The organism is Thalassolituus sp. LLYu03 (genome assembly GCF_050507655.1).
Taxonomy (GTDB): domain Bacteria; phylum Pseudomonadota; class Gammaproteobacteria; order Pseudomonadales; family Oceanobacteraceae; genus Venatoribacter.
The window spans coordinates 1134059-1160187 of sequence record NZ_CP191496.1 but is presented as its reverse complement, the minus strand read 5'-3'; the positions used below and the strand labels follow the sequence as shown (position 1 = coordinate 1160187).

Sequence of the window (26129 nt, the reverse complement as noted above, 5' to 3'; positions counted from 1 at the left end):
GCAGCCTGCGCCCCAGGGCGCAGCTGTCCGGCACGACCGCCCGAGTTAAAAAAAGCCCCTAATGGAGCGCAGAATTATGAATATTGCACTGTCAAACATGCCCTGGCTGGAACCCGTGGTAAAAATTGCCAAAGGTGAAGATGTCGGCCGGAATATCCAGACCATCGTCCGCACTCTGGGCCTGCCCTTCGCCGGCATTCTGGTTTTCCTGATGATCTGGCATGCAGCCGCAAGCAATATCAATACATCGCTTGGTCAGTTTCCCGGTCCGTCCGATGTACTGGCCCAGAGCAAAACCCTGATTACCGAACACGTAGAAGAACGTGCCAAAGAAGATGCGTTCTATGAGCGTCAGGAAAAGCGCAATGCCGAACGTCTGGCGGAAGATCCTTCCTACGAAGCGAAAATCCGTCCTTATACCGGCAAGCCAACCTATTTCGACCAGATTGGCACCAGTCTGATTACCGTACTGAGCGGCTTCTTTCTGGCCTCGTTAATTGCTGTACCACTGGGCATCACCATTGGCCTGAGCGCGAACCTGTATTCCGCATTTAACCCGGTTATTCAGGTATTCAAACCGGTATCGCCACTGGCCTGGCTGCCGCTGGTTACCATGGTGGTGAGCGCCCTGTACGTGAGCGATGACCCTGTAGTGCCGAAATCATTCGTCAACTCCATGATCACCGTGATGCTGTGCTGCCTGTGGCCAACCGTGATTAATACCGCGGTGGGTGTGGCGTCGATTTCCCAGGATTTAAAAAACGTGTCCATGGTGCTGCGCCTGAACTGGCTGACACATGTGCGCAAAATCGTACTGCCTGCGTCGGTTCCTATGATGTTCACCGGCCTGCGTCTGTCACTGAGCATTGCCTGGATGGTACTGATCGCGGCGGAAATGCTGGCGCAGAACCCGGGTCTTGGCAAATTCGTCTGGGATGAATTCCAGAACGGCAGCTCCAACTCCCTCGGCCGCATCATGGTAGCAGTCATCACCATCGGTCTGATCGGCTTCCTGCTCGACCGCATCATACTCATGATCCAGCGTTACGTCAGCTGGGACAAAGCCGCAACCCTGCGTTAACCGACACGAATATTTGGAGAAAATTTATGAACCCGATTCTCGAATTAACCCAGGTTGGCATTGAATTTAATACGGCGAAAGGTTCATTCCGTGCGCTGCGCGACGTGTTCCTGAAAATTAATAAAGGTGAATACATCTCCCTGATCGGTCACTCCGGCTGCGGAAAATCCACCGTGCTGAATATTGTTGCCGGCCTGCTGAAAGCCACCGAAGGCGGCGTGGTTCTGAACGGTAAAGAAGTGAATGAGCCTGGTCCTGAACGCGCCGTGGTATTTCAGAACCACTCGCTGCTGCCGTGGCTGACTGCCTACGAAAACGTCGAACTGGCGGTAAAACAGGTATTTAAAGGCAAAAAATCCAAAGCCGAAATGAAAGCCTGGATTGAGCACAACCTTGAGCTGGTGCACATGACCCATGCCATGCACAAACGCCCGGACGAAATTTCCGGTGGTATGAAACAGCGTGTGGGTATTGCCCGCGCCCTGGCGATGGAGCCTGACGTGCTGCTGATGGACGAACCCTTCGGCGCACTCGATGCCCTCACCCGTGCCCACCTGCAGGACTCCCTGATGGAGATCCAGCGCAAACTGAATAACACCGTAATTATGATTACCCACGATGTGGACGAAGCCGTGCTGCTTTCTGACCGCATTGTGATGATGACCAATGGCCCGGCGGCCACCATCGGCGAAATTCTGGATATCGATCTGGAACGTCCGCGCAACCGCATCGAACTGGCGGATGATCCGCGCTACAACCATTACCGTCATCAGGTACTGAGCTTCCTGTACGAAAAACAAAGGAAGGTGGACGACAGCATGCCAGCTGCGAAACCACAAACAGAAGAACCGGCCACCAAAGAAGAGCCGGCGAAAGAGAAGGTAGCGTAATTATTTCTGATCATTGGGCTTCAACGAAGGAGAAAGCCATGCAAGCAAAGAAAACCTTACTCGCGATCGCAATGGGAGTCGCCGCTCAGGGTGCATATGCAGATTTTATCAGCGAAGGTGATCTCTACGCCGATACTAAAGTGCGTTTTGAATCAGTTGATGCCGATGACGCTGCGGACGCAAAAACCGCTAACGCGCTCACTGTAGACGCTGCTATCGGTTACGAAACCAAAGAATTTTATGGTTTTAAAGTGCTGGCCGAATACGAAGTGATCAAAGCGCCGATCAACAACTATGCGCCGGAAACTGCAGGCTATGACACCGTAGCTGACCCGGAAGAAAGCGAATGGAACCGCGCACAGATCAGCTATGCCAAAGACGGTGTAACCGCTGTTGTTGGTCGTCAGCGTATTATTCTGGATAACGCCCGCTTTGTGGGGAACGTGGGCTGGCGCGATAACGAACAGACGTTCGATGCGGTAACACTGGGTTACACGCTGGGCGATGTGGCTGTTCAATACTCTTACGTTGATCAGGTAAACGGCATCCTGCGCAAATTCGACGCAGACGTATCCGACCACCTGCTGAACGTAAGCTACAACACCTCTCTGGGCAAAGTAACAGGTTACGCTTACCTGCTGGAAGACAACGACAGCGATAAAACTGACGACACTTATGGCGTTCGTTTTGCTGGTAAAAAAGCCATCAACGATACCGTTACTGCGCTGTACAGCCTGGAATATGCTACTCAGAGCGTAGACACCGGCGCCGCTGAGTTTGACGCTGATTACTTCGCACTGGAAGCCGGTGCACTGGTAAAAGGCGTGACTCTGGCACTGGGTAACGAAACTCTGGGCAGCGATGACGGTGCCTATGGTTTCCAGACAGCTCTGGCTACTAAACACGCCTTTAACGGCTGGGCCGATATGTTCCTGGCCACGCCAGCGGATGGCCTGAGCGATACCTATGTTAAAGCAGCGGGCGCCGTAAAAGGTGTTAACTTGGCGGCGTTCTATCACACCTTTGATGCAGTAGAAGGCAGCGATACATACGGTAGCGAAGTAGACGTAGTCGCTTCTATGGTTGTGGCCAAAACCTATACCATTGGTGCGAAATACGCCTCCTACTCTGCTGACGACTTTGGTGTTGATACCGACAAGTTCTGGCTGTGGGCACAGACCAAGTTCTGATACGCTCAGAACAGAAAGGAGCAGCCTGGCTGCTCCTGTTTTTTCTTGCAGGAAACCGGTTATGAGCAGCAATTCTCTGGTAATTATTGGCAATGGCATGGCATCTAACCGGGTGCTGGAGGAATTGGGAACCGACCACCCTTTTCACACCATTCACGTACTGAGCGACGAAGCCATTGCTCATTACAACCGCATTATGTTGTCTCCCCTGCTGGGTGGAGAAACGTCTCTGGAGGCCATCACGCCTCATCAGCCGGACTGGTACGACGAGCACCGCGTCCGCATTCATTTAAATACCCGCGTCGACTTCATTAATGTTCAGGAGCAGCGCGTTGTCTGCAGCGACGGCGCAGAGTTTCCGTATCAGGCACTCATTATTGCCACTGGGTCACGGTCGTTTATTCCGGCCATGAACGGCAGCGACGCCGATAACGTGATTGGTTTCCGCGCCATGAGTGATGTCGATGTGATGTTGCGGCAATTGCCCGCTATGCGTCACGCCACTGTGATTGGCGCCGGTCTGCTCGGGGTCGAAGCCGCCACCGGTTTACGTTCACACGGGGTGGATGTCACCCTGATTCACCGCAATCCGGTACTGATGAACCGTCAGCTGGATGCCACCGCCTCCTCGTTATTGGAAGCGGAATTAATCCGTCGTGATATCGATGTGAAAGCCGGGTGCAATCCGCACACCATGCAGGAAATTCAGCGCGACCAGCAGCGTCTGGTCACCAGCGTGACCGTTAATATCGAAGGCCACGACCAGTGTGTGATGACCGATCTGGTGGTATTTGCCACAGGTATTACGCCCAATAAAGAAATTGCGGCGATTTCAGGACTGACCTGCAACCACGGCATTGTCGTGAATAACCGGATGCAGACGTCTGCCGGGCATATCTATGCGCTGGGCGAATGCTGTGAATTCGACGGCAATACCTACGGACTGGTCGCGCCCATCTGGGATCAGGCTAAGGTGCTGGCTGACACATTGCTACGCCAATATGGCTCCGCTGCTACCCCCGAACGTCCGCAGGATAAAAGCGCCCATTACACCGAACGCCAACATCTGACCAAACTGAAAGTGTCCGGTGTCGATATTCACAGCATCGGCCAATATGAAGCCGACGACGACACCGAAGTGCTGCAATTGCTGGACAGATACGATGGTGTGTACCGCAAGGTGCTGCTTAAACAGAATAAAGTGGTGGGCGCCCTGTTTGTCGGTGATGTCAGTGACAGCAGCTGGTATCACGAGCTGATGACGGACGACTGCGACGTTGGCGATATCCGCGTGAATTTATTATTCGGCCGCACGGCCTGTGCACGCTGACCATCGGGTCGCTGCGAATTTCACCCAATAAAAAGCCAGTTCAGGTCAGAACAGGCTTTTTTGTATATAGCGCACGACAACAATGCCGGAAACAGGTTTGTGTGAGCGTATCGAATCCGCAGGATCGCCCCATGGACGGGACTGACAAACAATTGAATGCTCCGAAACGAAAAAAGCCAGTTCATTTCTGAACTGGCTTTTTGAATTTGGAGCGGGACAAAAATGTCGGGAACATTTTTGTGTGAGCGCAGCGAATCCGCAGGATCAGTCCCATGGATGGGACTGACAAACAGTTTGACGCGCAAAAGAAAAAGCCCGGCTGGTAAGCCGGGCTTTCATAAATATGGAGCGGGAAACGAGACTCGACCGGGCTGGCGCTCCAGCTCGCGACCTCTGGTCGCAGCCCAATAAAAAAGCCGAACCATTTCTGATCCGGCTTTTTTGAATTTGGAGCGGGACAAAAATGTCGGGAACATTTTTGTGTGAGCGCAGCGAATCCGCAGGATCAGTCCCATGGATGGGACTGACAAACAGTTTGACGCGCAAAAGAAAAAGCCCGGCTGGTAAGCCGGGCTTTCATAAATATGGAGCGGGAAACGAGACTCGACCGGGCTGGCGCTCCAGCTCGCGACCTCTGGTCGCAGCCCAATAAAAAAGCCGAACCATTTCTGATCCGGCTTTTTTGAATTTGGAGCGGGAAACGAGACTCGAACTCGCGACCCCGACCTTGGCAAGGTCGTGCTCTACCAACTGAGCTATTCCCGCAATGTGTTGTTAGCTGGTCCTGAAATGACAACCTTCTCTGCTTACGCAGTTAAGAAGTTTGGCATCCCATAGGGGATTCGAACCCCTGTTACCGCCGTGAAAGGGCGGTGTCCTAGGCCTCTAGACGAATGGGACATCGCTAACTCACGCTGCGCATTCTACGCATATTTTCTGGTTGTGCAAGCACTTTTTTCTTTTAAATCAACAGCTTCGAGAAAAACCCGGAATTTGAACAGAGTTTAACCAAACAAGCCGTCACTCTTCCCTTCCCGAGGGCGGAAATACGCGACTGTTCGTCCTCGGCACAACCGAAGCTGGCCGTTTTACAGACTGACCGGCGATCAAGGCCGTTGAATAATCGCCTTCGAACAGCATCAGACCGGACAAGGCGGTCGGCGCATCCCAAACCGGCCGACACGTTAACTGAATTTTTAACATCGGGCTGGCCAAAAATATCCGGAGCATTTTTGTGTGAGCGCAGCGAATCCGCAGGATCAATCCCATGGACGGGACTGACAAACAATCGAACGCCCTGAAACGAAAAAAGCCGAACCATTTCTGATCCGGCTTTTTGAATTTGGAGCGGGAAACGAGACTCGAACTCGCGACCCCGACCTTGGCAAGGTCGTGCTCTACCAACTGAGCTATTCCCGCAATGTTAAGCTGATGTGTTCCAGGTGCCACTTCTAGGAAGTTGGCATCCCATAGGGGATTCGAACCCCTGTTACCGCCGTGAAAGGGCGGTGTCCTAGGCCTCTAGACGAATGGGACACATCGCTTAAAGCGCTGACCATGTCAGCATCCCTGATACCAGCCAAACCATCATAAAGAAAGTTTGGAGCGGGAAACGAGAATCGACCGGGCTGGCGTTCCAGCTCGCGACCCTTGGTCGCCTCGGCTAATCCTGTTCCTGTTTTGCTCTCCAACCCTTCTTTTAAGAAGTTTGGAGCGGGAAACGAGACTCGAACTCGCGACCCCGACCTTGGCAAGGTCGTGCTCTACCAACTGAGCTATTCCCGCAAAACTGTCAGCGTGTCCACACCATTCTGTTTAAGGAATGGCATCCCATAGGGGATTCGAACCCCTGTTACCGCCGTGAAAGGGCGGTGTCCTAGGCCTCTAGACGAATGGGACATCGCTGTCAGGGAGCGCGAATTCTATGGATGCTTTTAAAGGTCGTCAACCCCTGCAGCAAACTTTTTTGTGTCTACAATTAAGGAGATACAGTTTTGTACAAAGATCAGCCAGACGGAACAGGAAGCCTGACGCATGTCCACACTCACACTCGTCATACTGGCAGTTGTGACCGCCATCGCTGCGGTAGGAGCCCTGTGGTTTCTACGCTGGCAGGAGCAGAAAAAGCTTGAGCGCGCCCGCCTTGCCGTCGCTCATTCCGACACCATCGGCGAAATCGTGCTGATCGGTGAAACCCTGCAGGCCTGGATGTCGGGCCCCTGCATGCTGTATCTGGCCAGTCAGATCCAGCACCACCTGATGAAACTCGGTGAACTGCGCATCGCCCCCGACCCCCGCGCCAACCGCGCCGCCGAACTGGCCGCGGTCTGGCAAAACCACCGCACCTCGGGTCAGACGCCTCTGCCCGCCCAACCCAAACAGGCCCAGGATATGAGAACCCTGCTGCAGCGACTGATCGAACACGTAAAGAAGGACTACCAGAGTCACCAGCTGCCCGCCGATCAGGCGAGAGTGATTCTGAGCGAAGCCAAATTCCTGAACATCCGCCTCGCCGTGACCGTCTTCCAGAGCAAAGCCACCGCCGCTATCCACCTGTCCAACACCTCTCAGGCCATTCATTACCTGCGTAAGGCACTGGCGGCACTGAAAACACCCGACCCGCTGCCAGACGAACTGACCCGGCTGTCGGAACGTCTCAACGAACAGCTGCAGGAACAACTGCAGGTCAGTCAGCAAAACCGGGGCGGCACCCGGCTGGAAGAAGGCACAGAATTACTGGCCGCCGAAGAAGACGCCTGGAAGAAAAAGACTTTCTGATCACAAAAAGCCGGCTGCGCAACTTACATGGAGGGAGCAGGTCGGGTAGAGTCTGACTCTATTCAGTCAACGGCGAGGGAATGCGTGTCGGTTCAAGGTTTTCGATCCAACCACCTGGCGCGGCAAATGGCGCTTCACACGGCGGCAGTCGCTTTACTGCTGGCGATGCTGATCAGCGTCTACTCCATTAACGACCGTATCGACACCCTGCAGAAAGATTACCTTCAACAGCGCAACAGTCTGATTGCCGCTACCCTGCCCGCCTTTAATCTCGCGACCTTCAATTACAACAGCCGCCTGAATCAGCATCTGGCCGATGGACTTGCCCGCCATCCGCAGATTGCATCGGTCGTTGTGCTCGACAGCGACGGCAGCATTCAGGCCCGCGCTACAGCCCCTGCCGAGTGCAAACCGGACGAGCTCGATCTGTTTCTGTTTGGCGAGCCGGCCATCGACGTCCGCCTGCTGGAATACTCAGATACGCATCTGGGTAAACTCGTGGTCGAGGCCGACATCTGCGATATGACCAGCGGTTTTTACCGCTCGGTAAGCCACAACGTCCTCTTTATAATTCTGACCACCACCATAGTGGCGCTGTTTGTCTTCACCAGTTTCTACTGGCGCATCACCCGCCCACTCACCCGCCTGTCACAGCAAATCGGTGAACTGACGCCGGACAATATTGAGGTCGCGGAACTTGAGCAGTTCAGCAGCGAGCGTCAGGATGAACTGGGCGACGTCATCGCAGGCACCCAACGCCTGCTCAGCCTGCTGAAAGACCATATCGTCGAGCGCAAACGCTCTGCCAGCCTGATCAGCGACTATTCGGCCAAACTGGAAACCCTGATTCATAAGCGCTCGGATGCCCTGAGCAGCATGCGCCGGCGACTGTCCGCCCAAACACCGGACGATGAGCGCCAGAGCCAGATCCCTCTGCTGACCGTGGTACTGCCGCAGACACAGGAATTGCTGCAGGCCATTCGCCCGCAACTGACGGACGCCGATCAGGCGCAGATCGGCCGTTTGCTGACCTTGCTCACCCGACTGAGCGTTATCGAACAGCCGGAGCAGACAGCACTGGTGGAGCTTGAAAGCCTGAGTCAGGAGCGCTTTGAACTGTGCCCATCGGGCCTGCGGCTGCGGCTGGAAATTACCGACAGCATTCTGGTGGCGCCCAAGCGCTTTGCGTTGCTGCTCGACAACCTGTTCAGCATCGCCGCCCAATCCATGCCCGACGAACTGAGCCTGACCATCCGCCGTCATCAGGAAGGGCTGGAAGCCGTACTCACCGGCGAACATTTTGCCTTGCCCTGCAGCGCGCTGAATGCGGTCATTGAACACCAGTTTCAGCTGGCGCCGGGTACGCTGGCGGCGGTTACCCGCGCGCTGGGGGGCCGCATGGAAATCGACAAGCCGGAAAGCGGTCCGCTGCGCGTTGTCGTGGTGATCCCTGTTCTCTGGCTCAGCGAACGACTGACGCCGCTGCGCGACTATCTGCGTCACACCAAAGTGCGCGTATCCATGACCAACGACCTGCTGACCCATCAGGTCATCCGCTGGCTGAGTGACTGGGAAATCACGGCCAGCACCCAGGGACAGGAGGGCGCCGCGACCCTGCTGTTAACCGATGAGCTGCACGAAGGTTTGCCGGGGCAACAGTTGCTGCTGCACACCACCTCACCCGATCAGGTGTACCGCCGCGAAGATCTGCTGCGCGATCTGCAGCAGTTAATTCCAACACCTCAACCCAAAAGCCGCTCGGCTCAGGTTTTACTGGTCGATGACAACACCATCAACCGCATGCTGTGCCAGCGCTTCCTGCGCAATCTAGGCATTACACCGGACGCGGTCGACAACGGCCTGCAGGCGCTGGAACAGGCGCAGCGCAAACATTACGACGTGATTCTGATGGATTGTCAGATGCCGGTGATGGACGGCATTGAAGCGACACGGCAAATCCGCCGCCATTCGCTGAATATGAAAACCCCGATCATCGCCCTGACGGGCCTGACCGGGGAAAACGAGCGTCAGAACTGCCTGACCGCCGGCATGAACGACTTCATCGGTAAGCCGTTCACTCAGGATCAGATTCAGGCCACCATGATTCAGTGGCTGGACGGATTTCCGCTTACTCCTCCGGCGCCGACCAACGGCGAATAAGCCCCTGCAATTCCTCGCGCAGGGCCACCGCCTCATCCAGAGAAACATGACTGGCACAGAGAATACTGGCCGGCACATCCGCCGCCCGGGACCGTAACTGCCGCCCGGCCGTGGTTAACTCCACCAGCACAACCCGTTCATCGTCGGCCGAGCGACGCCGCTCAATCAGGCCCGCTGCTTCGAGTCGTTTGAGCAAAGGCGTCATGGTGCCGGTATCCAGCACCAGACGTTCACACAGAAAGCGCACCGGAACCGGCAGCTGCTTTTCTTCCTGCGCCTGCCACAGCACCAGCATGGCCAGATACTGGGGATAGGTCAGACCCAGTTCCGTCAGCATCGGCTGGTACGCCTGCGTTACCAGCCGCGACAGGGTGTAAACCGAAAAACACAACTGGTTGTCCAGATGCAGCTGCGGCAAAACCTTGGTAGCGACCATGAATATCCCCCGGATCAGAGCAGGGCTTCGATATCGGCGGTGAGTTTTTCCGGCTTGGTGGTCGGCGCATAACGACCCACCACCTTACCGTCGCGGTTGATCAGAAACTTGGTGAAATTCCACTTGATGGACTGTGTGCCCAGCAGGCCCGGTGCGGCCTTTTTCAGGGTTTTGTACAGCGGCGCCGCCAGGTCACCGTTCACATCGATCTTGGCAAACATCGGAAAGGTCACGCCGTAGTTCTTCTGACAGAAAGCGCCGATGGTGGCGTTGTCGCCTTTTTCCTGATAACCAAACTGGTTGCACGGGAAGCCCAGAATCACCAGTCCTCGGTCTTTGTACTGGCCGTAGAGTTTCTCCAGACCTTCATACTGATAGGTAAAGCCGCACTCACTGGCGGTGTTCACCACCAGCACCACCTGCCCTTTATAAGCAGACAGATCCTGCTCCTGACCATTGAGCAGCGGCATTTGTACGTTCAGAACTGACATAGCGACTCCAACCATATTGCTTAAAATTGTATTGCACACAATATAGCTGGCGAAAAACAAAGGCAATCGCTGATTGCCTTTGTTTTGGATCAGGCCAGTCGCGCGCAACCCCGAGGCTGGTCAGCGCTCTGGCCTGCCACTCAGTCCGGGTCCTGGTTGCCGTCTTTTTTCAGGTTGAGCGACGCCGAGTTGATGCAGTACCTCAGACCAGTGGGTGCCGGACCGTCGGTAAAGACATGGCCCAGATGGGCATCACACGCCGAGCAGCGCACTTCGGTGCGCACCATAAAATGACTGGTATCCATGTGCTCGTCGATCACCTCAGCGTTCAGCGGCTGAAAGAAACTCGGCCAGCCACAACCGGAATCGAACTTGGCGTCCGACAGAAACAGAGGTTCGCCACAGCAAACACAGTGATAAACACCCTGCTCTTTGCAGTCCCAGTAGCGGCCGGTAAAGGCGCGTTCGGTACCGGCTTCGCGGGTGATGTGATAGGTCTGCGGGTCCAGTTCCTGTGCCCATTCCTGCGGGCTTTTAACTGTTTTTTTCATGATGGAAGTCCCGGTGTTTGCCCTTTAAGAGCGTCGTTCGTCAGAGTATGATGCCAGCTTTCTGTTTCCATTCAACAAAGGCAGCAAAGTCCATGCAGGAAGTTCTCAAATCCAACAAATTGGCCAACGTGTTTTACGATTTGCGTGGACCAGTTCTGCAGGCGGCGAAGCGCATGGAAGAAGAAGGTCACCGTATTCTGAAACTGAACATCGGTAACCCGAAGCCTTTTGGTCTGGATGCACCGGAAGAAATCATTCAGGACGTGATCTATAACCTGCCGGATTCCGAAGGTTATGCCGATTCCAAAGGCCTGTTCTCTGCCCGTAAAGCCATCATGCAATACGCCCAGCAGAAGAAAATTGCCAACGTCGGTATTGAAGACATCATCGTCGGCAACGGCGTGTCTGAACTGATCGTGATGAGCATGCAGGGTCTGCTCAATAACGGCGACGAAGTGCTGGTGCCGGCACCGGACTACCCGCTGTGGACCGGTGCGGTTGCGCTGTCCGGCGGTCGCGCTGTGCACTACATCTGTGACGAAGGCTCAGGCTGGATGCCGGACCTCGACGACATGCGCGCCAAGATCACCGACAAGACCCGCGCCATGGTCATCATCAACCCGAACAACCCGACCGGTGCCGTATACCCGGACGAGATTCTGGTGCAGATGCTGGAAATTGCCCGTCAGCACAATCTGGTGGTGTTCTCCGATGAAATCTACGACAAGATTCTGTACGACGGTGTGACTCACACCTCCACCGCTTCGCTGTGCGACGACCTGCTGTGCATCACCTTCAACGGGCTGTCCAAGAACTACCGTCTGGCCGGTTTCCGTTCCGGCTGGATGATCATCAGCGGCGCCAAACACAAAGCCCGCGACTACATCATGGGTCTGGAACTGCTGGCGTCCATGCGTATGTGCGCCAACGTGCCGGCTATGTACGCCATTCAGACGGCGTTGGGCGGTTATCAGAGCATCGACGACCTGGTGGCTCCGGGTGGCCGTCTGTGCCAGCAGCGCGACATCGCCTACGAAATGCTGAACGATATTCCGGGTGTCAGCTGCGTGAAGCCGAAAGGTGCGCTGTACTGCTTCCCGAAAGTGGACGCGAAGAAATTCAACGTACGCAACGACGAACGTCTGGTGCTCGACCTGCTCGAACAACAGAAAATTCTGATTGTGCACGGCACCGCGTTTAACTGGCCGTACCCGGATCATTTCCGCGTGGTGTTCCTGCCGCGTCCGGAAGACCTGACCACGGCACTGGATAAAACCAAAACCTTCTTCAGCACGTACCAGCAGCTCTGATGCTCGACGTTCATATCGACGATTTTTACATGGATTGCGCGGCCACCCTGCTCATGGGTTTCCGCGCCTTTCCGCGCCTGCAGCAACTCTTTATTGAAGACATTTCAGGCCCGGATACCGTGGACGAATTCGGTCTGCACAGCGACCGCCATTTAGCGGCGCTGGGCACGTTGCAATGGCTGCAGGAAGAAGGGTATATCCGTTTTTCCAGCATGAACCGGCAGGAGTCGGTCGACGACTTCGTGCTCACCAGCAAGGCTTTTACCCGCCTGATTGCGCAGGCCAGAACGGCGGTAAGCGACGACGCCGACCTGCCACCGGACGACAACACGCCGGTGTTCCAGTTACTGGAATACGCCCGCCTGAAAGGCGACGCCATGCTGACAGGGCAACTGATCCGCGACCAGATTCTGCTGGCCTGATGTCCTAAATGAGGCCCCGAATGAGGCCCCCAATAAAGCCCAAAACCTGCGCATAAAAAAACGGGCCATCGGGCCCGTTTTTTATGGTCGTTGCTGAATGCAAAACGGCCGCTTATTTCACCCGCACATCAAAACCCGTGGCTTCCAGCGCCGCCAGCAGATCGTGGCACTTTGCCGGCACGCCGACCCGCAGCGTCGGAATATCCCGGCGCAGCGGATAATTCTTACGCAGACGATCAAAGGTCGCGCGCAGATCGTCGGAGCGTTTCATCGCCGAGCGCATCACGCCGTCGTCGACGCGGATTTCATAAGACGCCCGGATCGCCGTCCGCACCGCCTGATTGAGCGGCACCTGATCGGAGAAATTCACGCGTTTAACACCCGGCTCCGGCAGGAACTGAGCCAGCTTGCGCCGTACCGGCAGACCGTAAAATTCACACAAGCCCTGATACACAAACTCTGTACCGCGCATCTTGCCGTCCAGCGAATAGCCGGCGATGTGCGGCGTCGCCAGCAGGCAACGGTTCATCAGATTCAGGTCAAGGTGCGGTTCGTTTTCCCACACATCCAGAATCGCTTCAAAATCGCGATGGCCCTGCATATGCGCCAGCAATGCAGCGTTATCGACCACAGAACCACGGCAGGAATTGATCAGGCAGGCATCCGGCTTCATCTGCGCCAGTCGCTGTGCATTGATCAGATGATGCGTCGGATGCTCGCCATCCTGAGTCAGCGGCGTGTGCAGCGTCACGACATCCGCCGCCAGTGCCTCATCGAGAGACACCAGCGCCCCAACCTCGTCTTCACTGCGGAACGGGTCCACCGCCAGCACGGTCACGCCCATGGCTTCCAGACGATTGCGCAGCAGAAGGCCGACATTGCCGACGCCGATCACGCCCACCGTCAGATCCGAAAATTGCACGCCGCGCTCGTCGACCAGCACGCTCATGGCGCTCAGCACGTAATCGACCACCGCCTGGGCGTTGCAGCCCGGTGAGCTCTTGAAACCGATACCGGCCTCGGCCAGATAATCCAGATCGATGTGATCCGTGCCTATGGTGGCCGTGCCGACAAAGCGCACGGGCGTACCGTCGAGAAGTGCCCGGTTCACCTTGGTGACCGAGCGGACCAGCAGAATATCGGCATGTTCCAGATCGGCGCGGGTCATGGTGCGACCCTCCACCCGGGTGATTTCACCGATATCGCCAAAGAATTCGTTCAGAAGGGGAATATTCTCGTCAGCAACTATGTGCACGGATCTCTGCTCTCGTGGGGAGGAAGGGGCATTGTGGCAATTGTCATGGCTGATGACAATTGCCACAGGGCAAGGCCGGGTGCCGGTTAATCAGCGCCCGGAAGGGGTCAGCCGACGGCGCGCAGCTGCACCGGCACGCCATTCAGGGCGGCATTGCCGGTTAAGGCATCGACCAGCTGATCGTCGGTCAGATCATTGGTGTTTACACCCGCCACCGAACTGGCTACCTGCAGGCGGATATCCGGATGATGATGGCCAAAGCCGTGCGGCAGGCTGACCACACCCGGCATGATCTCATCGGTGATTTCAGCCACGGCCACCAGCTCAGCCACGCGCGACGCCACGCTCACCTGACCACCGTCGCTGACGCCCAGAGCCTCGGCATCCTGCGGATTCAGCATCAGGGTGCAGCGGCTTTTGCCCTTCACCAGACGCTGACTGTTGTGCAGCCAGGAATTATTCGAGCGGATATGGCGGCGGCCAATCAGAACAAACGGCGCCACATTCTGCGTCAGCAGCGTGGTGGCGGCGTCGCGCAGCGCGTCGGTAAACACCGCAGGCGTCAGGTTCAGACGTTTGTTTTTGCTGAACAGACGGCCCGGCATACACGGCGTAAGCGCACCAAGATCCATCCCTTGCGGGTTGTCTTTCAGGGTTTTCAGATCCAGCTTGTAAGGCCCGCTTTTCAGCAGCTTATTGAGGATACCCTCAGGGCCCATCCAGCCCATCACCGCCAGCGTTAAGCGGGTGCTGAGACGTTTTTTAAAGCCGCCGCGGTTCAGCCGTTTGGTCAGATCCAGCAGAATCTGCCAGTCCTGACGGGCGCCGTCTTTCAGCGGATACAGGGCGTCGGAATATTTAGCCACGTTGCGCACCGCCAGCGCGTTGAAAATCAGGTCGTAATGGTCTCGCTCCAGCGGGCCGCACGGCGGCAGAATCAGGTCGGCGTGACGGGTGGTTTCGTTGAGGAAGTAATCGATGGACACCATAAAATCCAGCGACTCAAACGCCTGATCGAGCTGGCGCGCATTCGGCGTTGCCACCACAGGATTGCCGGCCATGGTCACCATGGCACGGATTTGCCCTTTGCCCGGCGTCAGAATTTCTTCGGCCAGCGTGGCGACCGGCAGCTCACCGCCAAACTCCGGCAAACCACGCACCCGGCTGCGGAAACGGTCGTAGTGACCACGACCGCCCTGCGCGGCCGTTACCGCCGGCAGATCCACCGCCGGACGGGTAAACATCGCACCGCCTTCGCGGTCGAAATTGCCGCTGAGCACGTTCAGCACATTGATCAGCCACTGACACAGCCCGCCAAATTGCTGCACAGACACGCCCATGCGGCCGTAGCACACGGCTGAGCGTGCGCTCAGCCAGCGGTCGGCCAGCGCGCGTACCTGCTGCGCCGGGATGCCGGTATGGGCTTCGGTCTGCTCCGGTGCGAAGGCACTGACCATAGGCGCCAGCGGTTCGGCGTCAACGTAGTCTGGCAAGGCCGGCAGACGGCCCTGCAATTCGTGGGTGAACACATACAGCAGCGATAACAGCAGCAGCACATCGCTGCCCGGGCGAATAAACCAGTGATCGTCGGCAATGTCAGCGGTTTCGGTGCGGCGCGGGTCAATCACCAGCAAATGACCGCCCCGCTCACGGATGGCTTTCAGACGGTTTTTGATGTCCGGCGACGTCATCAGACTGCCGTTCGACGCCATCGGGTTACCACCGATAATGATCATCAGATCGGTGCGGTCGATGTCCGGCACCGGAATCATCAACTGATGGCCAAACATAAAATAGCTGGCCATATGGTGCGGTAACTGGTCGACCGACGTCGCCGAGAACTTATTCTTTGAGCCCAGTGCGCGCAGCATCAGCGGCCCGAACAACAGGTTGCCGTAGTTGTGCACGTTCGGATTGCCCAGATACGAGCCCACTGCGTCGCGGCCGTGTTGCTGCTGCACGCGTTTCAGGCCAGAGGCCGCTTCATGCAGCGCCTGCTTCCAGGAGATCTCAACAAAGCCTGAGGCGGTTTTTTTCAGGGGTTTGCGCAGGCGGTCGGGGTCGTTGTGCAGATCCTGCAGCGCGGTGGCTTTCGGACAGATATAGCCACGACTGAAGGGGTCGGATTTATCGCCTTTGATCGACTCGATATCGCCGGTCTGATCGTCGTAACGGATTTCGATACCGCAGGTAGCCTCGCACAGGCTACAGGTACGTTTGTGCGTCTGAATGGTCATGCTGTTGTCCTGGCTGCTGAATAGCCGACTGACGCCGGGCTTATTGTTTTTCCTGACTATACCGGTTACTCAATGGCACGGAACAGGCCTTTTGTGCCAAAACTCAGGACAAATCCGGCTGGCCAACCGTGCGCTTGAGCGGCTGTTATCGGCCTCTCATTTCCCTGCCATTCCACCGCTCACTTCGTTTGTCATTCCACCGGCCACTCCCTTGTCATTCCACCGGCCTGTGCCCGGTCAAAGCGCCGGAATCGCCCCCTGCCGCGGCTGATTGCCGAGCGGCGAACGATCCGATAAACCGAAAAAATGCCGCCCCTGACAATCATATATCTTATGAATAATGCACATCAGGGGGACTAATGAGCCTGACGCCATAATTCCGGTATACTTCGCGCGATTATAGGAGGGTTGTTTCTGCAGAGGCTGATCGTCTGCGCAGGAGCTGCCCTTCTTACTAGATGGTACTTAGTCACAACGAACCCTACCCCTCGTTGCTGAACTGAACTGCCAATACCTGCTACTGAGGCTTTGAGAGGGTCGCAAATGAGTCTGTATTCAGAATACCTGGAAGAAATTGAGGTTCGTAAAAAGGATCTGGGTTTACACCCAAAACCAATCGATAGCGCAGAACTGCTGTCTGAAATCATTGCCCAGATCAAAGATACCGGCAATGCAGAGCGCGAAGCCTCTCTGAACTTCTTCATCTACAACACCCTGCCAGGTACTACCCCTGCCGCTGGTGTTAAAGCTAAGTTCCTGAAAGACATCGTTACCGGTGCAGAAACCGTTGCTGAAATCTCTCCAGCGTTCGCGTTAGAGCAACTGTCTCACATGAAAGGCGGCCCTTCTGTTGAAGCCCTGCTGGACATCGCTCTGTCTGACGATGCCAACGCTGCCGCTGCTGGTGAAGTTCTGAAGTCTCAGGTATTCCTGTACGACGCCGACACCACTCGTCTGGCCGCTGCTTACAAAGCTGGCAACGCCATTGCGAAAGGCATTCTGGAAAGCTACGCCAAAGCTGAATTCTTCACCAAGCTGGCCGACATTCCGGAAAAAATCAAAGTCATCACCTACATCGCTGCTGAAGGTGATATCTCTACCGACCTGCTGTCTCCGGGCAACCAGTCTCACTCCCGTGCTGACCGTGAACTGCACGGCCTGTGCATGATTTCTCCTGAAGCTCAGAAAGAAATCAAGCAGATGGTAGAAGCCAACCCAGACGCCAAAGTGATGCTGATCGCTGAAAAAGGCACCATGGGTGTAGGTTCTTCCCGTATGTCCGGCGTAAACAACGTGGCACTGTGGGCTGGTGAAAAAACCTCTCCATACATCCCGTTCGTTAACAACCGTCCGGTTGTTGCTGGTACCAACGGTATCGCGCCTATCTTCCTGACCACTGTTGGTGTAACCGGCGGTATCGGTCTGGACCTGAAAAACTGGGTACAGAAGAAAGACGAAAACGGCAACATCGTACGTGACGCCAACGGCGACGCAGTACTGGAAGAGAAATTCTCTGTTAAGACCGGTACCGTTCTGACCATCGACACCAAAGCCAAGAAGCTGCTGGACAGCGAAGGCAACGTGCTGGTTGACGTAGCCTCTGCGTTCACTCCACAAAAAGTGGAATTCATGAAAGCCGGCGGTTCTTACGCCGTTACTTTCGGTAAGAAAATCCAGACCTTCGCTGCTGAAACTCTGGGCGTTGAAGCACCGGTTGTTTACGCCGCTTCCAAAGAAATCTCTCACGAAGGTCAGGGCCTGACCGCTGTTGAAAAAATCTTCAACCGCAACGCCGTAGGCGTTAAGTCCAAGACCCCACTGCACGCTGGTTCCGACGTTCGCGTTAAAGTGAACATCGTAGGTTCTCAGGACACCACGGGTCCTATGACCTGTCAGGAACTGGAATCCATGGCAGCGGCCTCCATCTCTACCAGTGTTGATGGTGCGTTCCAGTCTGGCTGTCACACTGCGTCTGTATGGGACAAAAAAGCCAAGGCCAACACCCCTAAACTGATGGCCTTCATGAACGCATTCGGTGTAATCACTGCACGTGACCCGAAAGGCGTTTACCACTCAATGACCGACGTAATCCACAAAGTACTGAACGACATTACTGTGGATGACCGCGCGATCATCATCGGTGGTGACTCTCACACCCGTATGTCCAAAGGTGTAGCGTTCGGTGCTGACTCAGGTACCGTTGCTATCGCACTGGCTACTGGTGAAGCAGCCATGCCAATCCCAGAGTCTGTGAAGGTAACCTTCAAAGGCCAGATGAAGCCACACATGGACTTCCGCGACATCGTACACGCTACCCAGGCGCAGATGCTGAAGCAGTTCAACGGCGAAAACGTATTCCAGGGTCGTGTAATCGAAGTACAGATCGGCACCCTGCTGGCTGACCAGGCCTTCACCTTCACCGACTGGACTGCAGAAATGAAAGCGAAAGCTTCTATCTGTATTTCTACCGATGAAACCCTGATCAAGTCTCTGGAACTGGCCAAGTCCCGTATCCAGATCATGATCAACAAAGGTATGGAAAACGAAGCCGGCATGCTGCAAGGCCTGATCGCTCTGGCCGACAAGCGTATCGAAGAAGTGAAATCTGGTACTGCACCAGCTCTGGCTCCGGATGACAACGCCAAGTACTACGCCGAAGTTGTGGTAGACCTGGACAGCATCGACGAACCAATGATTGCTGACCCGGACGTAAACAACGAAGACGTATCCAAGCGTTACACCCACGACGTAATCCGTCCGGCTTCTTACTACGATGGCCGTAAAGTTGACCTGGGCTTCGTTGGTTCTTGCATGGTTCACAAAGGCGACATGCAGATCATCGCTGCCATGCTGCGTAACCTGGAAAAGAACGGTCCTATCACTTTCAAAGCGCCACTGGTTGTTGCACCACCAACGTACAACATCGTTGACGAACTGAAAGCCGAAGGCGACTGGGACATCCTGGCGAAATACGCTGGCTTCATTTTCGATGATGCTCATCCGAAAGAAGCTGCCCGTACCAAGTACGAAAACCAACTGTACCTGGAACGTCCTGGCTGTAACCTGTGTATGGGTAACCAGGAAAAAGCAGAAGCTGGTGACACCGTTCTGGCGACCTCTACCCGTCTGTTCCAGGGCCGTGTAGTAGAAGACAGCGCCGAGAAGAAAGGTGAGTCTCTGCTGGGTTCTACCCCAATGGTTGTTCTGTCTACTATTCTGGGTCGTTTCCCGACTCTGGAAGAGTACAAAGCAGCAGTTGACGGTATCAACCTGACTTCTTTCGCTCCACCGTCAAAAGATCTGGCTCGTCCGTCTATCCCTCTGAAAGCTATCTAATCGGTAGCTTTTGAGGCGATTAGCCCACTGCCCTGACCCTTTAAGGCTCAGGCAGCGGGCTAAGCTCAGAACGAAGGATTGGGTTTTGAACGTATTCAAACGCACAAAAGATCAATGACGAAGAGTGGATTCAGGTATCAGCCTGTGCAACTCACTGAACTGATCGGCTTCTGTTGAAACAAAACGCGATCGAATAAAAAAACCGGCACTCGCAAGAGGAGCCGGTTTTTTTTCGATCGTAAGAGATAATTGCATCAACACCAGCCCGATGTTTAACTATCGCCAATTCAATCAATATGGAAGTTACCAGTATGACCACTGCGTCTCCTGTAGAGTCAACACTAACCCAAATCAAGCCCGAGCTATCTGATTTAGTCGAAGGGTTAGAACAAATAGATGATAGTGAAACATTCGAACTGTTCTACGCCAATTTCGAAGGAAAAGGGTTTTATTCCACCAACAAGTCAGGGGACTTAATAGCACTATTAATCAGATCAAACATTGAAAATCTTCCACTATTGGAACATTGTAAAGAGCTTAAAGAACTATATATAGAACACAACGATTTAGAAGAAATACCAGACTATATATTCAAACTAAAATCACTAACGCGACTGCACATTATAGGCAGCCGTATCAGCAATATACCTCAGAAAATAAAAAATCTAACAAATCTTAGAGTTGTAAATTTCAGTTCCAATTCCATCACGCATATACCAGAGTCATTTAGCGAACTATTAAAAATTGAACACCTATCCCTATCAAATAATTCTCTATCTGAATTCCCCGCCTTTATCCTTAAATCAGAAAATTCTAACATCCAATTACTAGACCTCAAATATAACAAAATAAAGGATATACCCGAAGAGATAGAAAAACTAAAGCATCTTGAGATTTTAATACTTTCAGGAAACCAGATAAAGGAATTACCACTATCACTATCCAACCTTAAAGAATTACTTATCTTATGCCTAGACAACAATGAAATACATGAAATTGGGAACTCCTTAAAAGGAATTCAAAACCTGATCCACCTAGCATTAAATAACAACAAATTAACGGATCTTAAAGAAAAGTTACCTAATGTTAATGTTACTCTTAATTTACATGATAACAAGCTCACCATCCCCGACCCATCCTTCCACGAACTAACACCAAGCGAAAAAATTGAAGTTCTAAATAACTATGATGAAGCCACTCTAAAGCCACTAAAGCAAGCAAAAATTTTAGTCGTTGGCGATGAACGCGTGGGCAAAACATCCATCATTAATCGACTACTAGGAAATCCACACAATGCGAATCAAACCTCAACACAGGGTATCGACATATCCGAATTAGCATTCAACGACTACACTGCAAACATATGGGATTTCGCGGGCCAAGAACTCACCCATCAGACCCATCAGTTTTTTTTGACCGAAAGAAGTCTATATATCTACGTATTAGATGCACAAAAAGAAGACAACCAAGCCAGAGATCTCCACTGGCTAAACACCATTAAAAGCTACAGCGCCGACTCTCCCATTATAGTAGTTGCAAACCATAGCGATCAAAATCTGAACTATCAGTTCGATTTACAAAGGTATCAAAGCAACTTTAATATTATTCAAGTAATTCCGACAAGTGCATGTAACCTTAATACTTTATCTGAAGAAGTTAAGAATAAAATCGGGAACTCCATCGAAAGGCTAACATATGAAATATCACACCAATTACCTAAATTAAATGGAATAAATCGACTACTACCTGAAAGCTGGCACAAGGTTAAAGAATCTATCGAGCACTACAAAAAGACGGAAAACATAATCGCAAAGGATATCTACGATAGCGAATGCCAGAAGCAAGGAATTAAAATCAAACCCCTACAAACTGCACTATTAAAAATACTCAACAGCATAGGCACAGTCGTCGCATACCCCAATGATTTCAGATTAAAATTAACACAAATTCTTAAGCCAGAATGGGTGACTAATGCTGTATATAAGATAGTACGAAGTCCATCAAGCACGCCCGGAGTCTACTCTGAAGATTTAATCAGCAGCATTCTCGATGATGATTATACAATAGTTCAACAACAGTGGCTCATTGACCTATTAATCAAATTTGAGCTTGGATTCAGACTTCAGCACAATAACGACTTACTAATACCAATGAGACTTCCTTCTGTTACTCCTGAATACAATAGAACTTCTTACTCAAAAGGTCTAAACATTCGATTCAATTATCACAGAAAGGGACTATTGAAATCCAATACACTCCCACAACTGATTGTCAGAATGCATAGTTATGTTGATGAAAAAACCAGCAAATATTGGCGAAGTGGAATGTTCGTAGCTCACAAGGATTGTAAAGGCATCATAACCGCAGACGAGCACAATCAAAGCATTGAGGTAAACCTAACCACCAGAGATGAAAATGCCAGAAATCTCTTACAATGGATTCGCTCAAATATTGAAGCTATAGAAAAAGCGCAAATCAATGCAAACAGAGATAAAGCGAAACCATACAACGAAGAAATCGCCCTCTTTAATGAAACTTATTCTCAGGTTGTTGGATACGTTAACTATGACAGAATAGAGCGGGCTTTCATAAAAGAGAAGGACTCTATTTCACTCGAAGTAATAAATCCAGAATCAGGAGAGCTCGAAGATATTGACTATGATGTCCCCACGCTTCTGGGGCAATACAAAAGACCTGACGACCGCAAGCTCGGACCACAGTACATATTAGTATTTCTAATTAGAACCTTACTTCGATTTACAGAATTTCGAGCTAAAATCATTCATGAACTGGAAAACGACATTAATGATCGATTAAAGGAGTCATTTAATTCCAACGGAATTCTTGTCTCTGACCAATCCAGAGGAGGCTTTAGCGGCTCAGGAAAAGGAAGCGGCGAGCGGGATTTAGTAATCCTCAATAAATATGGCCAACAAGAGGCCATAATCGAAGCAATGGTATTAACCAAAGCGGATAAGAAAACCATTTCAGAACATTACGACAAACTAACTAACAACTATAACACGCATGGAAATCCTGCCGACTACTTAATCACCTACGCAAAAGTCAAGAATCTGAACTATTTGTGGAGACAATACAAAAAACACTTAGATTTAGATGACGATATAACCAATAATTTTGAAGATAAAGCCAATATAAAGATTGGAAGATCAGACATTAAAATTGACGACACAGAGCAGATTCGCCATATATTTCACATTATGGTTAATTTTGGAGTTCATCCAAAATCATAATAATGTATGAGCTATGAGCCGCTCAGTTGAGCTTGGCGGCTCATAGCGCTACAGAGAAGCCACAATACTGCTCCCACGAGCCCCTGCCCCGCCCCCTCCAGCACAGCCCGCTTACTCCTGAACCGCTCAGGATTGTATACAATCCAACTAAAGCAGCGGCCAAAAACCTTGATTTACCCCCTTGTGCCGTTAGAATTGGCGACAATTCGAGCTTCTGCCTCCCCTGTATTCACCAGCAAGTTGCTGAAAAGCTATCTGCGTTGGCATTGCTTCGTTAAAAACACACTCTGTATTCACCAGGAATCCAGCATGACATCAGCCACCCATTTCGACCCTTCAAGCTCGGTTAAGACTCTACCAGGCACGTCTCATCGTTTTCACAGCCTGCCAGACACCGCAGCACGCTTCGGCATCAATCTGGATGATCTGCCGTTTTCTCTGCGCCCTATCCTTGAAGGTATTGCGCGTAATGTCGGCAAAAACGGCATCACGGTTGAGCAGCTGCAGGCGCTGGGCAACTGGCCTGAGCATCAGGGTACAGAGCCGGTAGAAATCCCCTTCACCGCCGGTCGTGTGATCATGCACGATCTGAGTGGTACTCCTGCCATCGTCGACTTTGCCGCGATGCGCTCTGCGGTTGAGCGTATGGGTCTGAACCCGGCCATTATCGAGCCTCTGGTGCGTGCGGATCTGGTGATCGACCACACGGTGACCATGGACAACACCGGCAGTCCGGCCTCGCTGCGCATTAACAGCGAGCTGGAGGCTGCCCGTAACAAAGAGCGTTATGCCTTCCTGAAATGGGGTGCGCAGGCGTTTAACACCATCCGTATTATTCCGCCGCAAACCGGTATCGTGCATCAGGTGAACCTGGAATATCTGGCTCAGGGCTACTTGGTTCAGGGAAATGGGGAACAAGACGAGCTGATGATCCCGGATACCCTGATCGGTATGGACAGCCACACGCCAATGGCCAACGCACTGGGTATTGTTGGCTGGGGCGTGGGCGGTATTGAAGCCGGCGCTTCTATGCTGGGCCAGCCGATGGAAATGCTGGCACCGGAAGTCATTGGTGTTGAGCTGACCGGCGCCCTGCGCGAAGGCGTGACCGCCACCGACCTGGTATTAACCATCACCGAAATGCTGCGCAAATACCCGCGCGGTGTGGTTGGTAAATTCGTGGAATACGTGGGTGAAGGCAGCGCCAATCTGTCACTGCCGGACCGTGCGACCATCGCCAATATGTCGCCGGAATACGGCGCGACCATGGGCTTCTTCCCGTTTGATGAAATCGCCGCTGACTATATGAAAGCGACCGGCCGCGATGGCGACCTGCCGCTGGCGTATTACCAGGCGCAGAACATGGCGTGGAAAGCGGGCCAGAAACTGCCGCGCTACACCGACCTGCTGCATCTGGATCTGTCAACCGTTGAGCCGTCTGTTGCCGGGCCAAAACGCCCGCAAGACCGTCTGCCTCTGGGTGATATCGGCAAGGTATTCCAGAAAGCCGCCGCTGCAGGCGACCGTACCCCTGAAGTCGCTACCGTTACGCCGGTTAAGGCCGACGAAGCCGGTATTTTCCAATCGCTGCCAGAGCGCACCTTAAAAGACGGCGATATTGTGATCGCCGCGATTACCGCCTGTACCAACACCTCTAACCCGGGTCTGCTGATTGCCGCCGGCCTGCTGGCGAAAAAAGCCAACCTGCTGGGCATGAAAGTGCCTGACGGCGTTAAGACTTCGATGGCTCCTGGCTCACCGGTAGCGACTGATTTCTTAACCAAAGCCGGATTACAGGAGCATCTGGATGCGCTGGGTTTTAATACCGCAGGCTACGGCTGTACGACCTGCGTTGGTAACTCTGGCCCACTGGCGCCGAGCATTGAAGCTGCGCTGCGTGACCATGACATTATTGTGTCGTCTGTGTTGTCGGGTAACCGTAACTTCGAAGGCCGCGTACACCCGGATGTTGATACCAACTTCCTGATGTCGCCGCCGCTGGTTATTGCCATGGCGATTGCCGGCAATGTGAATATCGACGTTACCAAAGAGCCACTGGGCAAAGACGCTCAGGGCAATGATGTGTTCCTGAAAGACATCTGGCCGAGCAACGCGGAAATCACCCAAACCATGCACGAGTGCATGGACCCGAAAGCCTTCCGTGAAACCTACGAGAACTCACTCGCTGGCCCGGAAAGCTGGCAGAAGCTGGAATCACCGACCGGCCCTGTGTATCAGTGGGATGAGAAGTCGAGCTACATTCAGGAAATCTCTTTCTTCGATGGCTTCGCGCTGGAAACACCAAAAGATTCACTGAACAACATCAGCAACGCACGCATGCTGGTGATGTGCGATGACAACACCACCACCGACCATATTTCGCCGGTGAGCCGTATCCGTCCGGATTCCGCACCGGGGCAATACCTGATGTCGATCGGTGTCGATGCCAACGACCTGACCTCCCTCGGTGCCCGTCGTGGTAACCACCATGTAATGCTGCGCAGTATTTTCGGCAACGTAAAAGCCCGCAACCTGATGCTGCCGGGCACCACAGGCGCGGTGACTAACTACTACAACGCCAATGGCGATGCCGAGAAGATGTCGATTTATGACGCGGCCTCGCGCTACCAGCAGCAAGGCACGCCATCGGTTGTATTCGGCGGCAAGCTGTACGGTACTGGCTCATCCCGTGACTGGGCGGCCAAAGGCCCTGCTCTGCTGGGTGTAAAAGCCATTATTGCCGAAAGCTTCGAGCGTATTCACAAGTCCAATCTTGTGGGTATGGGCGTACTGCCTCTGCAACTGCCGGAAGGCGTGACGCTGGGTTCGCTGAATCTGGATGGCTCTGAAACCTTCGATCTGGCGGGTATTGATAGCCTGGCACCGCGTGGCTCCGTAACAATGACCATCAAGCGCAAAGACGGCACGACTGAACAGCACAAACTGCTGTCGCGCGTGGATACCTCGTCTGAACTTGAGCAGATCCGCCACAAAGGCATTCTGCCGATGGTATTGCGCGATATTATCGCGGCGAATAGCTAACTCTTAAGCAAAGCGCAGCTAAGCAAAGGCGCTGTTAAGAAGCGCACGCTTCATATTGGCGCATGTCATAGAGTCGCATTTCATAAAGCAAATCTGGCGACTGCCCGCTGACTTCAGCGGCAGTCGGCCAGCATCACCTTCAGGCAACTGGAAATTCTTCAGAAGCGGCGTATTTTTATCCTTGTGATGCAGTATCGCCGCTGTCTGCCATCACGCTTCCCGGGGTATGCAAAGTCCCATCGCCAGCGTCTTAACATGCGCAGTCACAGGCACTGAAACAGTCGCCGTCTCAGGCGCTGTCTCAGGCTATTGGGGGCTTTAAACCGGGCTAACCGGGCACCCTTGTTTTTCATTCAGCCACCCTCA

Annotated in this window: 16 protein-coding genes and 6 tRNA genes; 11 read left to right on the top strand and 11 right to left on the bottom strand. The window is 53.4% G+C overall.

Annotation, left to right across the window (positions count from 1 at the left end; all coding sequences use genetic code 11):
* Positions 1-76: 76 nt before the first annotated feature.
* The 4 genes from ACQUQU_RS05410 (at position 77) to ACQUQU_RS05395 (ending at position 4491) form a co-directional block, all read left to right on the top strand.
* Positions 77-1081 carry an ABC transporter permease gene (locus ACQUQU_RS05410; RefSeq protein ID WP_430462227.1) on the top strand — a complete coding sequence of 335 codons (1005 nt, stop codon included), beginning with the start codon at positions 77-79 and terminating at the stop codon, positions 1079-1081.
* 26 nt (positions 1082-1107) lie between these two features.
* A complete protein-coding gene (locus ACQUQU_RS05405) occupies positions 1108-1971 on the top strand; it encodes an ABC transporter ATP-binding protein (RefSeq protein ID WP_430462226.1) in 864 nt (287 codons plus the stop codon).
* Between the two features lie 38 nt (positions 1972-2009).
* On the top strand, positions 2010-3161 hold the full coding sequence (locus ACQUQU_RS05400) for an alginate export family protein (RefSeq protein ID WP_430462225.1): 1152 nt from the start codon (positions 2010-2012) through the stop codon (positions 3159-3161).
* A gap of 61 nt (positions 3162-3222) precedes the next feature.
* Entirely contained in the window at positions 3223-4491 is a 1269-nt protein-coding gene (locus ACQUQU_RS05395) for an NAD(P)/FAD-dependent oxidoreductase (RefSeq protein ID WP_430462224.1), read from the top strand.
* A gap of 689 nt (positions 4492-5180) precedes the next feature.
* Here ACQUQU_RS05395 and ACQUQU_RS05390 read toward each other — a convergent pair.
* From ACQUQU_RS05390 to ACQUQU_RS05365, 6 genes are all read right to left on the bottom strand, one after another.
* Positions 5181-5256, bottom strand: a tRNA-Gly gene (locus ACQUQU_RS05390).
* Between the two features lie 59 nt (positions 5257-5315).
* Positions 5316-5391, bottom strand: a tRNA-Glu gene (locus ACQUQU_RS05385).
* A gap of 443 nt (positions 5392-5834) precedes the next feature.
* Positions 5835-5910: transfer RNA gene (locus tag ACQUQU_RS05380), tRNA-Gly, on the bottom strand.
* A gap of 41 nt (positions 5911-5951) precedes the next feature.
* Positions 5952-6027, bottom strand: a tRNA-Glu gene (locus ACQUQU_RS05375).
* 173 nt (positions 6028-6200) lie between these two features.
* A tRNA-Gly gene (locus tag ACQUQU_RS05370) sits at positions 6201-6276 on the bottom strand.
* 38 nt (positions 6277-6314) lie between these two features.
* A tRNA-Glu gene (locus ACQUQU_RS05365) sits at positions 6315-6390 on the bottom strand.
* Positions 6391-6525: 135 nt separating this feature from the next.
* Here ACQUQU_RS05365 and ACQUQU_RS05360 point away from each other — a divergent pair.
* Entirely contained in the window at positions 6526-7269 is a 744-nt protein-coding gene (locus ACQUQU_RS05360) for a hypothetical protein (protein ID WP_430462223.1), read from the top strand.
* Positions 7270-7395: 126 nt separating this feature from the next.
* Positions 7396-9429, top strand: a complete 2034-nt coding sequence (locus tag ACQUQU_RS05355; RefSeq protein WP_430462222.1) for a response regulator — start codon at positions 7396-7398, stop codon at positions 9427-9429.
* On the opposite strand, the gene ACQUQU_RS05350 is transcribed toward ACQUQU_RS05355, so the two are convergent.
* The 3 genes from ACQUQU_RS05350 to msrB all read right to left on the bottom strand — a co-directional run bounded on the left by ACQUQU_RS05350 (position 9398) and on the right by msrB (position 10907).
* Positions 9398-9865 (bottom strand): MarR family winged helix-turn-helix transcriptional regulator, encoded by a 468-nt coding sequence (locus ACQUQU_RS05350; protein ID WP_430462221.1) that lies wholly within the window; start codon positions 9863-9865, stop codon positions 9398-9400. The two genes, ACQUQU_RS05355 and ACQUQU_RS05350, sit on opposite strands and share 32 nt — an antisense overlap.
* Positions 9866-9879: 14 nt before the next feature.
* Complete coding sequence (locus ACQUQU_RS05345; protein ID WP_430462220.1) at positions 9880-10356, bottom strand: glutathione peroxidase; 477 nt, start codon at positions 10354-10356, stop codon at positions 9880-9882.
* A gap of 140 nt (positions 10357-10496) precedes the next feature.
* Positions 10497-10907, bottom strand: coding sequence for a peptide-methionine (R)-S-oxide reductase MsrB (gene msrB / locus ACQUQU_RS05340; RefSeq protein ID WP_430462219.1), 411 nt, complete (start codon positions 10905-10907; stop codon positions 10497-10499).
* Positions 10908-10999: 92 nt separating this feature from the next.
* Here msrB and ACQUQU_RS05335 point away from each other — a divergent pair, with 92 nt between their 5' ends.
* Positions 11000-12217, top strand: coding sequence for a pyridoxal phosphate-dependent aminotransferase (locus ACQUQU_RS05335; protein ID WP_430462218.1), 1218 nt, complete (start codon positions 11000-11002; stop codon positions 12215-12217).
* Positions 12217-12639, top strand: coding sequence for a hypothetical protein (locus tag ACQUQU_RS05330; protein ID WP_430462217.1), 423 nt, complete (start codon positions 12217-12219; stop codon positions 12637-12639). Before ACQUQU_RS05335 ends, ACQUQU_RS05330 begins: the two co-directional genes overlap by 1 nt.
* A 112-nt stretch (positions 12640-12751) precedes the next feature.
* On the opposite strand, the gene pdxB is transcribed toward ACQUQU_RS05330, so the two are convergent.
* The gene (pdxB, locus tag ACQUQU_RS05325; protein ID WP_430462216.1) at positions 12752-13894 is read right to left on the bottom strand and encodes a 4-phosphoerythronate dehydrogenase PdxB; all 1143 of its coding nucleotides are present in this window, start codon (positions 13892-13894) and stop codon (positions 12752-12754) included.
* A gap of 107 nt (positions 13895-14001) precedes the next feature.
* A complete protein-coding gene (locus ACQUQU_RS05320; RefSeq protein ID WP_430462215.1) occupies positions 14002-16131 on the bottom strand; it encodes a molybdopterin oxidoreductase family protein in 2130 nt (709 codons plus the stop codon).
* A gap of 543 nt (positions 16132-16674) precedes the next feature.
* Between ACQUQU_RS05320 and ACQUQU_RS05315 the strand changes: the two genes are divergently transcribed.
* The 3 genes from ACQUQU_RS05315 (at position 16675) to acnA (ending at position 25763) form a co-directional block, all read left to right on the top strand.
* A complete protein-coding gene (locus tag ACQUQU_RS05315) occupies positions 16675-19467 on the top strand; it encodes a bifunctional aconitate hydratase 2/2-methylisocitrate dehydratase (protein ID WP_430462214.1) in 2793 nt (930 codons plus the stop codon).
* A 311-nt stretch (positions 19468-19778) separates the two neighbouring features.
* Positions 19779-22721 carry a COR domain-containing protein gene (locus tag ACQUQU_RS05310; protein WP_430462213.1) on the top strand — a complete coding sequence of 981 codons (2943 nt, stop codon included), beginning with the start codon at positions 19779-19781 and terminating at the stop codon, positions 22719-22721.
* 309 nt (positions 22722-23030) lie between these two features.
* The gene (acnA, locus tag ACQUQU_RS05305) at positions 23031-25763 is read left to right on the top strand and encodes an aconitate hydratase AcnA (protein ID WP_430462212.1); all 2733 of its coding nucleotides are present in this window, start codon (positions 23031-23033) and stop codon (positions 25761-25763) included.
* The last annotated feature ends 366 nt before the right edge of the window (positions 25764-26129 follow it).

Coding starts and splice junctions, on each gene's coding strand:
- ACQUQU_RS05395 (WP_430462224.1), top strand. CDS start 3,223: ATGAGCAGCAATTCTCTGGTAATTATTGGCAATGGCATGGCATCTAAC.
- ACQUQU_RS05360 (WP_430462223.1), top strand. CDS start 6,526: ATGTCCACACTCACACTCGTCATACTGGCAGTTGTGACCGCCATCGCT.
- ACQUQU_RS05405 (WP_430462226.1), top strand. CDS start 1,108: ATGAACCCGATTCTCGAATTAACCCAGGTTGGCATTGAATTTAATACG.
- ACQUQU_RS05410 (WP_430462227.1), top strand. CDS start 77: ATGAATATTGCACTGTCAAACATGCCCTGGCTGGAACCCGTGGTAAAA.
- ACQUQU_RS05335 (WP_430462218.1), top strand. CDS start 11,000: ATGCAGGAAGTTCTCAAATCCAACAAATTGGCCAACGTGTTTTACGAT.
- ACQUQU_RS05315 (WP_430462214.1), top strand. CDS start 16,675: ATGAGTCTGTATTCAGAATACCTGGAAGAAATTGAGGTTCGTAAAAAG.
- ACQUQU_RS05310 (WP_430462213.1), top strand. CDS start 19,779: ATGACCACTGCGTCTCCTGTAGAGTCAACACTAACCCAAATCAAGCCC.
- acnA (WP_430462212.1), top strand. CDS start 23,031: ATGACATCAGCCACCCATTTCGACCCTTCAAGCTCGGTTAAGACTCTA.
- ACQUQU_RS05330 (WP_430462217.1), top strand. CDS start 12,217: ATGCTCGACGTTCATATCGACGATTTTTACATGGATTGCGCGGCCACC.
- ACQUQU_RS05350 (WP_430462221.1), bottom strand. CDS start 9,865: ATGGTCGCTACCAAGGTTTTGCCGCAGCTGCATCTGGACAACCAGTTG.
- ACQUQU_RS05320 (WP_430462215.1), bottom strand. CDS start 16,131: ATGACCATTCAGACGCACAAACGTACCTGTAGCCTGTGCGAGGCTACC.
- ACQUQU_RS05345 (WP_430462220.1), bottom strand. CDS start 10,356: ATGTCAGTTCTGAACGTACAAATGCCGCTGCTCAATGGTCAGGAGCAG.
- ACQUQU_RS05355 (WP_430462222.1), top strand. CDS start 7,396: ATGGCGCTTCACACGGCGGCAGTCGCTTTACTGCTGGCGATGCTGATC.
- msrB (WP_430462219.1), bottom strand. CDS start 10,907: ATGAAAAAAACAGTTAAAAGCCCGCAGGAATGGGCACAGGAACTGGAC.
- ACQUQU_RS05400 (WP_430462225.1), top strand. CDS start 2,010: ATGCAAGCAAAGAAAACCTTACTCGCGATCGCAATGGGAGTCGCCGCT.